Below are 13,822 nucleotides of genomic sequence, written 5' to 3'. Positions count from 1 at the left end.
TTTGCTTCTGCTTCTTGCTGTAGTTTCTATTCTGCTGCTTTTTCATCTATATAGTTAAAAAAGAAATAACAGAAAGTTAAAAAACTAGTTAAAACTATGCATTTTGAGCTTTTAATTTCTTTTCTTCTTCTTCTTCAATATAAGACTCAAAGGTTAAAATTTCTTCTTTATATTTTAACTCTCTAAAATTAGCTTATATATTTAATTATAGAGTTTAATTATCATGTGAGAGAAATAATTTATAGGGGGGGGGAATAAGTCAATAATTATATATTTAATAAATCTATCTTACTCAAAAATACGGCTTTTTCTATTTACTAGGTAAATACAATTTAGTTCTTGAGTCTTATAATAAAGCAATTGAACTTGATCCTACAAATTCTAAAGCACAATATAATAAACAACATTTATTAAAGCGTATGTATTATTAAGTAAAAAACGCTGCAAAGCTTTTACTTATTACCTTTTCAATCTATATTCTGTTTGCTAGATTTCTTTAGTCTAAAATAAGCGAAGCAGTGATGCTATTCGTCTATTATAATTTGCTTGATTTCGACAATTGTCTTATACTAATGTTTAGCCAAAGTAAACAATTAAATAGCATTGGTTTGGTGGTTAGTTTTTTGTGGCAATCTCTAAATCATTTTCACTCATTAATATCTAGTTGCGATGTGAATTAATACATTAGGGTCACAGCTACGCATTAATTTCGGTTATCGCTACAGGTTTCCTTGATATCAACAATCTCAAGTGCCTATAAGATATTTAAAAGTTTCAGCGTGAGCGAAAAAAGACGTTTAGTAAATTTAATATTTAGGAACTTAATATTGAAACCTGAAAAGCTTGATTTTATGCTGTGTTCGCTGTTTGATACATTGGTGAATTTGCCCCAAAATGGCGAATGGTACCCGCGGCCGGACTTGAACCGGCAAGAGCTTACGCTCCACGGATTTTAAGTCCGTTATGTCTACCATTCCATCACGCGGGCAGCTGTGGATATTAAGGTTGCATTTGCTAAGTGGACAGATTAATAAAAAAAATACGAAAAAGCAAGTACTTTTATCGTTAATATATTAGTCTGATATGAAAAAGTTATTAAACACATTTAAAATCGTTAGTTTACTTATTAATTTATTAGATAATTAACTTAAATAGTGACAAAATAGTAATAATATGATAGATTAGTTTTAGGAAGTAATACTTTCTCTTGCATGTTATTGACATGTTTATTGACAAATGCCGCAAGGTAAGGTAGTTTTGCATAATGAATTTTTATCGGCTCTTATATTTAAGTAAGGCTTAAAGTAAAATTTGAGTTTTAGTTATTATAAGCGTGTGTTAAGTTCAAATAAGTAATTTCTATCTAATAAAGGTTTTTATGGCTACAAATATAGTAGGTAAAGTTAAGTGGTATAATTCTACAAAGAATTTTGGATTTATTGAACAGGACAATGGCGGCAAAGATGTGTTTGTACACAAATCAGCCGTAGACGCAGCAGGTTTACATAGCCTTGAAGAAGGACAAGATGTAATTTTTGATCTTGAAGAAAAGCAAGGAAAAGCCTATGCTGTTAACCTCAGAATTAAATAAATTTATAATACCAAAAGCAGCTATCCACAATTGTTTATAATTTAGGGTCGCCTAGTCATCTTTATCAAAATAGTAAATATTTTGTTTTTGTCTTATAATAACCTATATAATTTTAAGTATAATAAATTATTTTTACTAAAGGGCATGAAAATGCCCTAAATCTAATAATATTATTCTGGCTTGAATAAGATTCTAAAATAGTTTCATTATTCATTATCGTTTTATATATTTAGTGGGTGTTTTGTAATCTAGCTTAAGCATATTTTTTGATTCAGGATAATTATATAAGTCGTTATTTTAATTTACTATAACTTATTTTTTATACAATAGACCTATTGCATAACTTATCTTATAAAGGGAATAAGAACTGCTACTCTACGTAGCGTACATAGTTAAGTATGTAAGGATGAGAGATCAGCGTCGATGTCTCATATATCTTTAAGAAATGAGTTATGTTAAGAGGTATAATCAATAATGTGCATATTTTGATTTAAAACTATATTGGATTATATAATGAAAAATTTTAATTTATCTGAAGAATTAATTATTGCTCTTGAGACAATGAATATAACTGAGCCGACTGAAATACAAAAGCAATCGATTCCGGTTGCAATGGCGGGATCGGATATACTCGCTTCTAGCCAAACAGGTTCAGGCAAAACTCTTGCTTATTTATTGCCGTTAATTGATTCATTTATTAAAAATAAAACTACTGCTTTAATTCTTGTTCCGACTAGAGAATTAGCAATGCAAATACACAGTACTTTAAATAAAGTAACTACATCCTATAAAATTAATAGTGCAGTTTTGATAGGCGGTGAACCGATGCCTAAACAATTTATGCAATTAAAAAAGAATCCAAAAGTGATTATCGGTACACCGGGGCGTATTATCGATCACTTAAATAGGGGAAGTCTAAAAATTGATCGTATAGGCATAACCGTACTTGACGAAATGGATAGAATGCTTGATATGGGGATGAAAGAACAATTAGAAGAAATCAATAAATTTTTACCGGAAAAAAGACAAGTTTTAATGTTTTCCGCTACTATGCCAAAACATATTATTGCTGTTTCTCAAAAATATCTAAACAATCCGGTACGTATTATGGTCGGTGCTACTAATAAAGCAGCTGCAGAAATAAAACAGGAATCAATGCATGTTGCTGATAAAGAAAAATTTAGTGCATTAACTAAACAACTTGGTAATAGGGAAGGATCGGTTATTATTTTTGTGAAGACTAAACGTTCTGCCGATCAATTAGCTAAAATGTTAAAATATGAAAATCATACAGCAGAAGCTATACACGGTGATTTAAGTCAGCGTCAACGTGAAAGAGTAATTTTATCATTTCGTAAGTCAAACCATAGAATAATGGTAGCAACGGATGTAGCGGCTCGTGGGCTTGATATTCCTCATACACAGCATGTTATTAATTATGATTTACCTATGTGTCCTGAAGATTATTTACATAGGATAGGTAGAACGGGTAGAGCAGGGGCTACTGGGCATGCGTTGTCTTTTATTTCTCCTGATGATGTTATTAGATGGCGTGCAATCGATCGTTTAGTAAATAAAGGAGAATCTACGCCACGTAGTGAGTTTAGAAGTGATAAAAATAATCGTAAAAGATCATTCGGTAAAAGAGCCGGCGGTGACGGTAAAAAGTTTAATGCTTTTGATAGTAGCCGTAAAAGAACCTTTGATGGTAACAGCTACGGTAATAAAAGAAAGAAAGTATCGTAAGTTTGGGTTTACGTCATTTATATCATTATTGCTGCTCACAATGACGATTAGATATCCATGCGGGCGATGCCTTTGCAGGAATGACAACCGTATATTTTAAAGGAGGATAAATTCATAAGTTTAAATTTTTCACGATTTCAATATATATCTAATATTTTCTTTATATTAATAATTTCTTTTCCTGGAGGTTTAATTTATTTACTTACCGGTTCAACTCTTTCTTTTTGGCTTCGAGAATCCGGTTTTGATCAAATCACTATCGGGCTTTTTAGTTTAGTGAATTTTATTCATATATTTAAATTTTTATGGGGTCCTTTGCTTGAAACAGTAAGTTTTGCTCCTTTAAGTAAGCGGGGATATAAATATTGTTTAATTATTGCTTTGGTTAGTTGTATTTTTTGTGTATATATTCTAACAAATTTTAACCCTAACACTCATTTTATACCATTTGCTTTATGCTTAGTAGCTGTGGCATTTTTTTCGTCCATTTATGATATGTTACTTCAATCATCACAGATGTTACTGATTACAAATAAAAATTGGGGCATAAGTGAGGCAGCTTGTACTACAGGCTTTAGAATAGGTATACTCATAGCAGGTTCAGGAGCGTTATATTTATCTACTATCATATCCTGGCAAGATGTTTATCGTGCTATGGCAATTTTATGTATGCCGTCATTACTATTAATTATAATCTATCCGCTTAAATTTAAAGATAAGATAATTATTAATGATTTTGATAGATTTTGGCATGCTTTTTATGATTTTGTCAAGAAACCTAAATGGCTAATAATTGTTAGTTTTATGCTTCTATATCGTCTTCAAGATAATTTGCTGTCAATTATGCCGAATATGTTTTATCTTGATATTGGGTATACGAAGAAAGATTTAGCTCTTGGATATAAAGCTTTCGGTATGTGTGCTACAATCCTTGGAGGTTTTATCGGTGGGTTTTTATGCCGAAAATATGAATATTCTTATTTGCTTAAAAGAGCATTAATATATCATGCTTTATCTAGCCTATCTTTTTTATTTCTCTATTTTTATAATCGAGATATTACAAGTTTGTATATAGCGGTCTTCTTTCAAGAATTTACCAAGGGTTTAACTATGTCGCCGTTTTTTTCTTACCAATTAAGATGCTGTAGTTCTAAATATTGTATCACCCAAATTGCTTTAATGACTTCTATTGCTTATATTAGTACCATATTGTTTGGTAGTATTTCAGGCTATGCAGCTACTTATTTAGGCTGGACTTATTTCTTTATTGTAGCAGGATTTTGTTTTATACCGGCTTATATATTAATTAGATATTTGCCGCCTTATGTTATTTCTAGCTAAAGCGGGAATCTAGCAAAATATTTATAATTGTCATTGCGAGGAGGTGTTGTTGTGTGGATCAATTTCACCTCTGTCATCACGTGGCTTGACACCGAGTGCTTTACCGGTCCCTACAACAATGCCTTGCGAGGAGCGTAGCGACGTGGCAATCTCTCTTAAATTGCATGAGATTGCTTAGTCGGCATCAATGCCTTCTCGCAATGATGTGGATAGGTAGTATTGGATTCCTGCTGCTGCAGGAATGACATACTTTTGAACACCATGTAAAAATGCCTAAATACAAATATATTGTAAAAGTAGTACTATCAATTTATAATAATCAACAAATTTGTTAGTGTGCTTTAATTATGTTTATTCAAACTGAAGATACTCCAAATCCGGATGCAATAACATTTTTCCCAGGGCAGGAAATAAGTAGTGATCAGCCGGTATTTTTTAGTGAGCTTGCTGAAGTAAAAGGAAGAAGCAAACTTGCAGAATCATTATTTTATATTAATAATGTAAAATCGGTGTTTTTCGGTAGTGATTTTATAACAGTAACTAAACAAGCTGAAGGTAATTGGCAAGTTATAAAGCCTGAGATTTTAATGGTTATTATGGATCATTTTGTTTCAGGCTTGTCTGTATTTGAAGAAAACACCAAAGCAGATAATGTAAATCATAACCTTGATGGGCTTTCGGAAATAGAGAAACAAATCATAGAGATTATTGAAACTAGGGTGCGTCCATCTGTTGCACAAGACGGCGGCGACATAATATATAAAGGCTTTGAAAACGGTGTAGTTAAATTAGCACTTCGTGGTGCATGCCTTGGATGTCCTAGTTCCACCATCACCTTAAAAAATGGCATTGAGTCCATGCTTAAACATTTTGTACCGGAAGTGCAAGAAGTTGAAGCTGTAGAGGAAGATTTTGAGTAATTTAGTATACTAACTGTGTTAGTCTTCGTCATTGCAAGAAGAAACTGCAAGTTTCGACGAAGCAATCTAGTAAAAATTTCTGATTTACAGAATTTTGATTATTTTTTCTGGATTGCCACGCAGTCTACGACTGCTCGCGATGACGTTAAATATCATATAGTATATTAAATTTTTTTGAAGAATAGTATGTCCTATTCTGCCTTTGCAGAATTGATTGTATCATTTTGATGCCAAATAACGTAGTGTAGTTCAACATCTTTTGGAGCACTATGATAGGTAGTTTGCTATTATAGCTTAAAAGCTTACCACCAAACCCAACACGATTACAATCTTGCATTGTATTTTTTGGCTTGCAATTCTACTTTTAGCTTTTCTTCATTGGACTCTGTAGGTAAATGAATTACATAACACTTTTGATTTTCAAGTGGTGTAGGATAGGGTGCAATATCTTTTAACCGCTTATCGGTAATAAATCAGTATTTAAAAAACATGATATAAGAAATAGTATAATTTTATTTGGCATATGATTATTTTTTTAATTAGAATCCATTATCTCGCCTAGAGGAATTATATAAGAAGCATTTATTTTACCATTGGCTATAATATCAGTACTAAAGCCTTCACTATAGTCAACATCACCATTTATTTTTGTACTTAAAAATAATATAGAATTTTCAAATTTATTTTCTTTTAAAATAGGCTGATTATTTAAACTAAAAACTTTTATGGCAAGCCTTTCATTATTAGGTAATCTAAAATATATTTCTGATCCATTATTGGATTCAAAAAAATTACATTTATTATAAGCACCTAATAATAATAAATTATTTAATATATCTATGGTAACTTGTTCTTCAATGTTTATAATCTTAGGAAATAATATGTAATTATTGTGATTATTTTGTATATTTGAAATAAGAATACTTTGAGAGTTATATTGTTGTTTTTCCAAATATATTTTTGCAAAATTATTTTGTTTTAATTCTGTAAAGGTTAGTTCAGCCTTATATTTTTGTTTGTCACTAGAAAAGTTAGGTAGCGTTTCTATTAGGTTGCGCTAAATCTTGTATTCAGCATATTATTTTGATTTAATGTGGTAAAATCTAATTCGGCATAGTATGTTGCTCAGTCAATGTCTAAACTATATACAGGCTTATCTTCCAATATCTCTTCAAATAAATCTTTCCATAGCTCGTGTAACTCTTGTAAAAAACTTTAAACATGTTCTTTAGTTTTACAAACATCAATTTGATTTGCAAAGCTTTTTGCTATAAAAAACTTTAAATCTTTTTGATCCGATAAAGATAAATTATGAATATAACATTTAAATGTCTTATCTACATAATTTATTAGTGATGCAGTATCTGCAGGAAAATTTTTAGTTATTTCTAATAATTCTTTTTTTATGCTGTTCTGAAATTATATTCATTTTCTAATCTAATCCCGTTTCTTTCTTAAAAAAGCCGGTATGTCATGAATATCAGACTCTTTATTATCTTGATCTAGAGTACTAACAACAACGTTTTTGCGTTCTAAAGTTTGGTTATTTGAAGCACGCAGAGAACCCCATATTTTTCCTAAAAATGATGGTTTGGGTGAGTCATCTTCAGATTTGTTGAAAGTATTGGTATGTAACCCTAGCTCTTTTTCATTTCCGATAAAATTTTGATTTATTGGAGAGTCGGGAATTTCAATATTTTTGGTACTGTAGCTGTTAAAATCAGGCATTTCTTCTATTTGTGTAGGTTGTGCTATAGCTTTATTATAAGTTTCCTCAGGAACTATATTGGTAGTTTCAGCTATTGCGGGTTTATATGTCGGTACTTTATCGGCATCAATACCGGTAGCAACAACTGATACTCTGATCATTCCTTTTAATTCCGGATTAAATGTTGAACCGAAAATAATATTAGCATCAAGGTTGTCTACTTCTTCTCTAATTCTATTAGCAGCGTTGTCAACTTCAAATAAGGTCATGTCGGAACCGCCGGTAATATTGATTAATACACCTCTTGCACCGCACATTGAGCTATGATCTAGCAGTGGATTTGAAATTGCAGATTCTGCCGCTTTAATAGCTCTATCTTCGCCACTAGCTTCACCTGTACCCATCATTGCTTTACCCATTTCACTCATTACTGCTTGAATATCGGCAAAATCAAGATTAATAAGTCCCGGCATAATCATTAAATCTGTTACTCCTCTAACGCCTGCATGTAATACGTCATCTGCCATTTTGAAAGCATCGGCGAACGTCGTTTGTTCATTAGCAATACGGAATAGATTTTGGTTCGGTATTACAATTAAAGTATCAACGAATTGTTGTAATTCAATAAGTCCTTTATCGGCAGTTTTCATACGATGACCGCCTTCAAAATGGAAAGGTTTAGTTACTACCCCAACCGTAAGGATGCCTAGTTCTTTAGCAATGCGTGCAATAACCGGTGCAGAACCGGTACCTGTACCACCGCCCATACCTGCCGTAATAAATACCATATTGCTATTTTCTAGGTAATTACGAATTTCGCTTTCTGATTCTTGAGCAGCAAGTGCTCCCACCTCAGGAGAAGCTCCTGCCCCAAGACCTCTAGTCGTAGAAACACCGAGTTGTATTTTGTTAGTGCATAAAGAATGTTCAAGCGATTGTGCATCAGTATTAGCTACTACAAAATTAGCACCTTGCAGATTAGCACTAATCATATTATTTACTGCATTACTACCTGCACCCCCAACGCCAAAAACTGTAATGGTCGGTTTTAATACTATATTTTCAGGAGCTTTGATATTTAAAACCATGGTACTCTTTTATTTTATATAATTAATGTTTAAGTATAATAAAAGATTTAGAAATTTCCATAAACTTTTTATGAAAAATATGGATTATTGTATTTTATAGTGGAATGCCGTTATTATGACATGCTTTGATTAATGCTTTATCGTTAGTGGCCATAGGAAGTACTTCATGCGTGGCAGTTAATAAATAAGTTGTATCATATGTAGTAAGATTGTTGGCTCTTGCAGTTTAATTTCATGTATGGAAAAATTTAAATTTGATATATTAAGGGGGAGAGAGTTTAAAAAATCTATAATTTTAATAACCTCTACTGATTTTATTCTAGCACGTTTTGCTGCTATTAATATTACATTAGTTACTTCAAGTCTCCAAAGAGGCGGTACTATCACTCTAAACTTATAACAATAATCTAATGTAAAATCTGAATATTTATCACGTTCATCATAAAAGAACCATGAGACAGTTATGGAGCAATCGGCTATAAACGGTTTAGAATTCACCATTTTCTACCTTCATCTCTAAGCTCTTTAATAGTATTAAGGAGTTCTAGTGTTTTGCCTTTGTGGAATTCTCTTATTTGCTTTACTATATTATCGATTTTAGGTTTTTGAGTTATAATTTTTGCAACCGGCATATTATGCTTACAAATGGTAATTTGCTCTCCGTCGTGTATATGCTGTATTAGATCAGAAAAATGAGTTTTTGCTTCGAGTCGGTTAATTTGATTAGATAAATTTTGTTTCACATAGGTAATATAATAATAGACTAATTTAATATTATCCTATTTATAAGATTTTATACAGTAATATTAATAGTTTAAATTAATATCTTTATATAAAACCTAAAATTGACTAACCATTTTTTCAGGTACTACTATTTTATCAAATTTTGCTTCCGATAGAAGATTGAGTTTTTTAGCTGCTTCTTTTAAAGTGATCCCGTGCTTATGTGCTTCTTTAGCAATTTTTGCAGCATTATCATAGCCTATATGCGGATTAAGAGCTGTAACAAGCATTAGAGATTTATCACGTAAATCATTAATGCGTGCTATATTGGGTTCTAATCCTTTAACACAGTGAGTAACAAAGCTATTTACGCTATCGGATAACAGCTCTATAGATTGTAGGATATTGTATATTATTACGGGTTTAAATACGTTAAGTTCAAGATGTCCGTTTGAGCCGGCAATAGTAACCGTAACATGATTTCCCATCACCTGACTGCACACCATTGTTAAAGCTTCGACTTGTGTAGGGTTTACTTTACCGGGCATAATAGAAGAACCAGGTTCATTTTCAGGTAAATGTAGTTCACCAAGACCGCATCTTGGACCGGAGCCGAGCAGTCTTATATCATTTGCTATTTTCATTAAGCTAACTGCTATAGTATTAAGAGTTCCTGAAAATTCTACTAGTGCATCGTGAGCAGCTAGACTTTCAAATTTATTAGGAGCCGTCTTAAAGGGTTGTTTAGTAAACTCTGCCACTTTCTCGGCAAATTTTATATCAAAGCCTATTTTTGAGTTAATACCTGTACCGACTGCTGTGCCTCCTTGGGCAAGTAGATAAACTTTTTGTAGTGCATTTTCTATGCGTTCTAAAGCATACTCTATTTGTGTAATATATCCAGAGAATTCCTGTTTAAGAGTTAAAGGAGTTGCATCCTGCAAGTGGGTACGTCCTATTTTTATGATTTTGTCCCAATCTTTTGACTTATCCTGCAAAGAGGTCAGTATATTATTCAAAGCTGGTATCAGTTGCTGTTTAGTTGCAAGTACGGTTGCTATATGCATAGCGGTTGGAAAAGAGTCGTTGGATGATTGTCCTTTATTAACATGATCGTTAGGATGTACCGGAGATTTGCCGCCTTTCTGGCCTGTTAATTCTTCGTTGGCAATAGAGGCAATAACCTCGTTCATATTCATGTTTGTTTGCGTTCCTGAACCTGTTTGCCAAACTCCTAAAGGAAAATGATCCTCAAATTCGCCTTCTAAGATTCTATCTGTGGCTTTATCTATACTTATAGCGATTTTAGCTTCTAAAGCACCAAACTCATGATTAACCTGTGCTGCACATTTTTTTAAAATAGCAAGAGCACGAATTAAAATTTCAGGCATTTTTTGCTTGCCTATTTTAAAATTTTCTAAAGATCTTTGAGTTTGAGCCCCCCAATAAAATTTTTCTTCTATTTGAATTTCTCCAAAAGAATCACTTTCGGTTCTGTAATTTTTCATAAATTGTTAAATGTTATATATATTATCTATTTTTTTCATAAAATGATCACTTACTGCATTCAAGTCTAATTGCTGGGCTAATTTAGCAAAGCTATAATATAATTTGTCTGTTAAAGAAGCTTTTTTTAGATTCTTAGCAATAAATATTAATGTGCTTTCTATCATAAGATTACGATTAAAACTATAAAATTTTTGCCAATGTTCGTTATATTTAGGTTCAGAGGATGCTATATAATCGGAATATATAGGTTTAGTAATTACTGCTTTACCTTGATATATATCAAATATAATATCATTAATTAATCTTTTATTCTTGAGGTTATTGATCACTTTATCAAAAAAATTGTTTAATATAGCTGTTGTTATCTCTTTTTCTGTAAGTGCATTTATAAATATGTCTTAATTGTTTTTCAAAACTCTCGATAATTTGTTCATTTGGTTCCCTTTTCATGACTTGTCTCTCAAGTTAATTGATATAATCAAAGTTTATGACTTTAATTTTAGTAGACTAAATATTTATATCGAAGTAAATAAAAAACAATATGTGATTTATTAAAAATATTATTTATGTAATGAATGAAAAAGTATAGAAGCGGCATTTGATACATTAAGACTTTCTACTCTCTGAGAAATAGGGATTTTGGCTAAATAATCACATGTTTCTGCAACTAATCTTCGTATGCCTTTATCTTCTGAGCCAAATACCAATACTATTTTGTCGGAAATTAATTTATCGGTAAAGTAGTCATTTGCAGAACCTGTTAGACCTATAATCCAAAAGCCGTGTTTTTTAAGATAATTCATACATGAGCGTAAGTTAGTAACTTTAATTATAGGTATTAATTCTAAAGTACCGCAAGCCGCTTTAGCAATGCTGCCGTTTTCATTTGGAGAATTATCTTGAGGTAATATTATAGCATTTATATCAAAAGCAGCGGCACTACGAATAATTGCGCCAATATTTTGTGTGTCTGTTATTTGGTCAAGAATCGCAATTTTACATTTTGGATTTGTTATATCTATGTCCTCTAAATTATAAGAAAAAATTGGTCTAATTTTTGCAGCTATTCCTTGATGTGTTTGGTTTTCCAGTAATTTAGATAAAATATCGTTATTAACAATTTCATAAGCTCTAGTACCTATTAATTTTTTATGTGTCTCAAAAATTTCCCTAGTGCATAAAATATTGTCAATTTGACGTTTTGGATTATTTAGAGCAGAAAAGACAGGATGTTTCCCATACATATAATAACAATGTTTAGAATCAAGTTTTTTATTTTGCATCTTATTGAAAACCGTCAGTAATTTGTTCTTGACAGAAACTACTATTTATTATAGAAAGTTACAACTAAATAAATGTGCAAGCTGCTATTTGTTTATTTGATGATTCGGCAAGAAGTTTTATTAAGTCCTAATACTAATTATATATTGTATTTTACAGTGAATTAGTCTATTTAATACAGTAAAGTTCTTTAGGAGGGGTGGCCGAGTGGTCAATGGCAGCAGACTGTAAATCTGCCCGCGTAAGCGTTCGAAGGTTCAAATCCTTCTCCCTCCACCACTTAAATGGTTCAGGGAAGCATATCATTTTATTTAAAAATAAAACATAATTGTGTATTTTTATAAATCTGAATAAAATTGATATAGCACTGTTAACAAAATAACTTTGAAATTATTTTATTAATAGTGCCACAATGCGGGTGTAGCTCAATGGTAGAGTTCCAGCCTTCCAAGCTGGCTGTGTGGGTTCGATTCCCATCACCCGCTCCAGAGACAGTGGTAACAAATAAGTTTAGCAAGAAAATGCACTTATAAAAAAACTTGTATTAAACCTAAAAAATTGTAGAGAGTAATAATATGGCAAAAGCAAAATTTGAACGAACTAAACCGCACGTTAATATAGGTACGATCGGTCACGTAGATCACGGTAAAACTTCCTTAACGGCAGCAATAACTATAGTGCTTGCTAAGACAGGTGGAGCACAAGCTACAGCGTATGATCAAATTGATGCTGCTCCTGAAGAAAAAGAAAGAGGTATAACTATTTCTACTGCACACGTAGAATATGAGACTAAAAATAGACACTATGCACACGTAGATTGTCCGGGACACGCTGACTATGTAAAGAACATGATAACTGGTGCCGCTCAGATGGACGGTGCAATATTAGTAGTTTCTGCTGCTGATGGTCCTATGCCGCAAACTAGAGAGCATATATTACTAGCAAAACAGGTAGGTGTGCCTGCTATGGTAGTATTTTTAAATAAAATAGATATGGTGGATGATCCTGATCTATTAGAACTAGTAGAGATGGAAGTAAGGGAATTATTATCAAAATATGGTTTCCCGGGTGATGAAATACCTATTATTAAAGGTTCTGCACTTCAAGCTTTAGAAGGAAAGCCTGAAGGTGAAAAAGCTATTAATGAGCTAATGGATGCAGTAGATAGCTATATACCGCAGCCTGTAAGAGCTACGGATAAACCTTTCTTAATGCCAATAGAAGATGTATTCTCTATTTCAGGAAGAGGTACTGTTGTAACTGGTAGAGTAGAGTCAGGAATAATTAAGGTAGGTGAGGAAATTGAAATAGTCGGTCTAAAAGATACGCAAAAAACTACCTGTACCGGTGTAGAAATGTTCAGAAAATTACTTGATGAAGGACAAGCCGGAGATAATGTTGGCATATTACTACGCGGTACAAAAAGAGAAGAAGTTGAAAGAGGACAAGTTCTCGCAAAACCTGGTAGCATAAAACCGCATGATAAGTTTGAAGCTGAAGTATATGTGCTTAGTAAAGAAGAAGGTGGACGTCATACTCCATTTACTAATGATTATCGTCCGCAGTTCTATTTTAGAACAACAGATGTTACCGGTACAATAAAATTGCCTGCTGATAAGCAGATGGTTATGCCTGGAGATAATGCTACTTTTACAGTGGAATTAATTAAACCGATTGCGATGCAGGAAGGGTTGAAATTCTCTATACGTGAAGGTGGTAGAACAGTGGGTGCCGGCGTAGTAACTAAAATAAATAATTAATTGATTTTATAAATACCTATTATTTTTTAATAATAGGTATTTATATTTTAAGATGTAATAGACATTTTTCCGAACCAGCTTATAGAGAAGAATTTGAAGGAGGTATAGAATATGCAGAACCACAGCATATATAACGGATGTGAGGATTCGAGTGC

Annotated in this window: 13 protein-coding genes, 3 tRNA genes and 1 pseudogene; 8 read left to right on the top strand and 9 right to left on the bottom strand. The window is 32.3% G+C overall.

Annotated elements, in window-relative coordinates; translation table 11 throughout:
• Positions 1-281: 281 nt before the first annotated feature.
• The gene (locus BG75_RS08430) at positions 282-431 is read left to right on the top strand and encodes a tetratricopeptide repeat protein (RefSeq protein WP_155114835.1); all 150 of its coding nucleotides are present in this window, start codon (positions 282-284) and stop codon (positions 429-431) included.
• Positions 432-902: 471 nt separating this feature from the next.
• On the opposite strand, the gene BG75_RS05550 is transcribed toward BG75_RS08430, so the two are convergent.
• Positions 903-988 (bottom strand) — tRNA-Leu (locus BG75_RS05550).
• Between the two features lie 390 nt (positions 989-1,378).
• On the opposite strand from BG75_RS05550, the gene BG75_RS05545 reads away from it, so the two are divergent.
• From BG75_RS05545 to BG75_RS05530, 4 genes are all read left to right on the top strand, one after another.
• On the top strand, positions 1,379-1,591 hold the full coding sequence (locus BG75_RS05545; protein WP_004997759.1) for a cold-shock protein: 213 nt from the start codon (positions 1,379-1,381) through the stop codon (positions 1,589-1,591).
• Between the two features lie 513 nt (positions 1,592-2,104).
• A complete protein-coding gene (locus BG75_RS05540) occupies positions 2,105-3,337 on the top strand; it encodes a DEAD/DEAH box helicase (protein WP_062811717.1) in 1,233 nt (410 codons plus the stop codon).
• A 114-nt stretch (positions 3,338-3,451) separates the two neighbouring features.
• Positions 3,452-4,678, top strand: a complete 1,227-nt coding sequence (locus tag BG75_RS05535; RefSeq protein WP_084777240.1) for an MFS transporter — start codon at positions 3,452-3,454, stop codon at positions 4,676-4,678.
• Positions 4,679-5,025: 347 nt separating this feature from the next.
• Positions 5,026-5,598 carry a NifU family protein gene (locus BG75_RS05530; protein WP_062811715.1) on the top strand — a complete coding sequence of 191 codons (573 nt, stop codon included), beginning with the start codon at positions 5,026-5,028 and terminating at the stop codon, positions 5,596-5,598.
• Positions 5,599-5,921: 323 nt separating this feature from the next.
• On the opposite strand, the gene BG75_RS10085 is transcribed toward BG75_RS05530, so the two are convergent.
• From BG75_RS10085 to rlmB, 8 genes and pseudogenes are all read right to left on the bottom strand, one after another.
• Positions 5,922-5,999, bottom strand: a complete 78-nt coding sequence (locus tag BG75_RS10085) for a hypothetical protein (protein ID WP_252903742.1) — start codon at positions 5,997-5,999, stop codon at positions 5,922-5,924.
• A gap of 134 nt (positions 6,000-6,133) precedes the next feature.
• The gene (locus BG75_RS05525; RefSeq protein WP_062811714.1) at positions 6,134-6,550 is read right to left on the bottom strand and encodes a hypothetical protein; all 417 of its coding nucleotides are present in this window, start codon (positions 6,548-6,550) and stop codon (positions 6,134-6,136) included.
• A 485-nt stretch (positions 6,551-7,035) separates the two neighbouring features.
• A complete protein-coding gene (ftsZ, locus tag BG75_RS05520; RefSeq protein WP_062811713.1) occupies positions 7,036-8,394 on the bottom strand; it encodes a cell division protein FtsZ in 1,359 nt (452 codons plus the stop codon).
• A gap of 177 nt (positions 8,395-8,571) precedes the next feature.
• Complete coding sequence (locus BG75_RS05515) at positions 8,572-8,895, bottom strand: type II toxin-antitoxin system VapC family toxin (protein ID WP_062811712.1); 324 nt, start codon at positions 8,893-8,895, stop codon at positions 8,572-8,574.
• On the bottom strand, positions 8,889-9,137 hold the full coding sequence (locus tag BG75_RS05510) for a type II toxin-antitoxin system Phd/YefM family antitoxin (protein ID WP_062811711.1): 249 nt from the start codon (positions 9,135-9,137) through the stop codon (positions 8,889-8,891). The genes BG75_RS05515 and BG75_RS05510 overlap by 7 nt, the downstream gene beginning before the upstream one ends.
• Positions 9,138-9,233: 96 nt before the next feature.
• Complete coding sequence (gene fumC, locus BG75_RS05505; protein WP_062811710.1) at positions 9,234-10,625, bottom strand: class II fumarate hydratase; 1,392 nt, start codon at positions 10,623-10,625, stop codon at positions 9,234-9,236.
• Positions 10,622-11,076 (bottom strand): annotated as a pseudogene (locus tag BG75_RS05500) (hypothetical protein). The gene fumC and the pseudogene BG75_RS05500 overlap by 4 nt, the downstream one beginning before the upstream one ends.
• 110 nt (positions 11,077-11,186) lie before the next feature.
• Complete coding sequence (gene rlmB / locus BG75_RS05495; protein WP_012262532.1) at positions 11,187-11,909, bottom strand: 23S rRNA (guanosine(2251)-2'-O)-methyltransferase RlmB; 723 nt, start codon at positions 11,907-11,909, stop codon at positions 11,187-11,189.
• Between the two features lie 191 nt (positions 11,910-12,100).
• On the opposite strand from rlmB, the gene BG75_RS05490 reads away from it, so the two are divergent.
• The 3 genes from BG75_RS05490 (at position 12,101) to tuf (ending at position 13,667) form a co-directional block, all read left to right on the top strand.
• Positions 12,101-12,186, top strand: a tRNA-Tyr gene (locus tag BG75_RS05490).
• Between the two features lie 135 nt (positions 12,187-12,321).
• Positions 12,322-12,395, top strand: a tRNA-Gly gene (locus tag BG75_RS05485).
• A gap of 87 nt (positions 12,396-12,482) precedes the next feature.
• Positions 12,483-13,667, top strand: coding sequence for an elongation factor Tu (gene tuf, locus BG75_RS05480; protein ID WP_004997779.1), 1,185 nt, complete (start codon positions 12,483-12,485; stop codon positions 13,665-13,667).
• Positions 13,668-13,822 lie beyond the last annotated feature (155 nt).

Source organism: Rickettsia endosymbiont of Proechinophthirus fluctus, assembly GCF_001602635.1.
GTDB classification, from domain to species: domain Bacteria; phylum Pseudomonadota; class Alphaproteobacteria; order Rickettsiales; family Rickettsiaceae; genus Rickettsia; species Rickettsia rickettsii.
Note: the sequence above shows the minus strand (reverse complement) of the source record. Positions and strands in the feature narration are given on the sequence as shown.

What these genes read in the sequence shown, in the direction of transcription:
- BG75_RS05545 (WP_004997759.1), top strand. Translation starts at nt 1,379, where the DNA reads ATGGCTACAAATATAGTAGGTAAAGTTAAGTGGTATAATTCTACAAAG.
- BG75_RS05540 (WP_062811717.1), top strand. Translation starts at nt 2,105, where the DNA reads ATGAAAAATTTTAATTTATCTGAAGAATTAATTATTGCTCTTGAGACA.
- BG75_RS05530 (WP_062811715.1), top strand. Translation starts at nt 5,026, where the DNA reads ATGTTTATTCAAACTGAAGATACTCCAAATCCGGATGCAATAACATTT.
- ftsZ (WP_062811713.1), bottom strand. Translation starts at nt 8,394, where the DNA reads ATGGTTTTAAATATCAAAGCTCCTGAAAATATAGTATTAAAACCGACC.
- BG75_RS05515 (WP_062811712.1), bottom strand. Translation starts at nt 8,895, where the DNA reads ATGGTGAATTCTAAACCGTTTATAGCCGATTGCTCCATAACTGTCTCA.
- fumC (WP_062811710.1), bottom strand. Translation starts at nt 10,625, where the DNA reads ATGAAAAATTACAGAACCGAAAGTGATTCTTTTGGAGAAATTCAAATA.
- rlmB (WP_012262532.1), bottom strand. Translation starts at nt 11,909, where the DNA reads ATGCAAAATAAAAAACTTGATTCTAAACATTGTTATTATATGTATGGG.
- tuf (WP_004997779.1), top strand. Translation starts at nt 12,483, where the DNA reads ATGGCAAAAGCAAAATTTGAACGAACTAAACCGCACGTTAATATAGGT.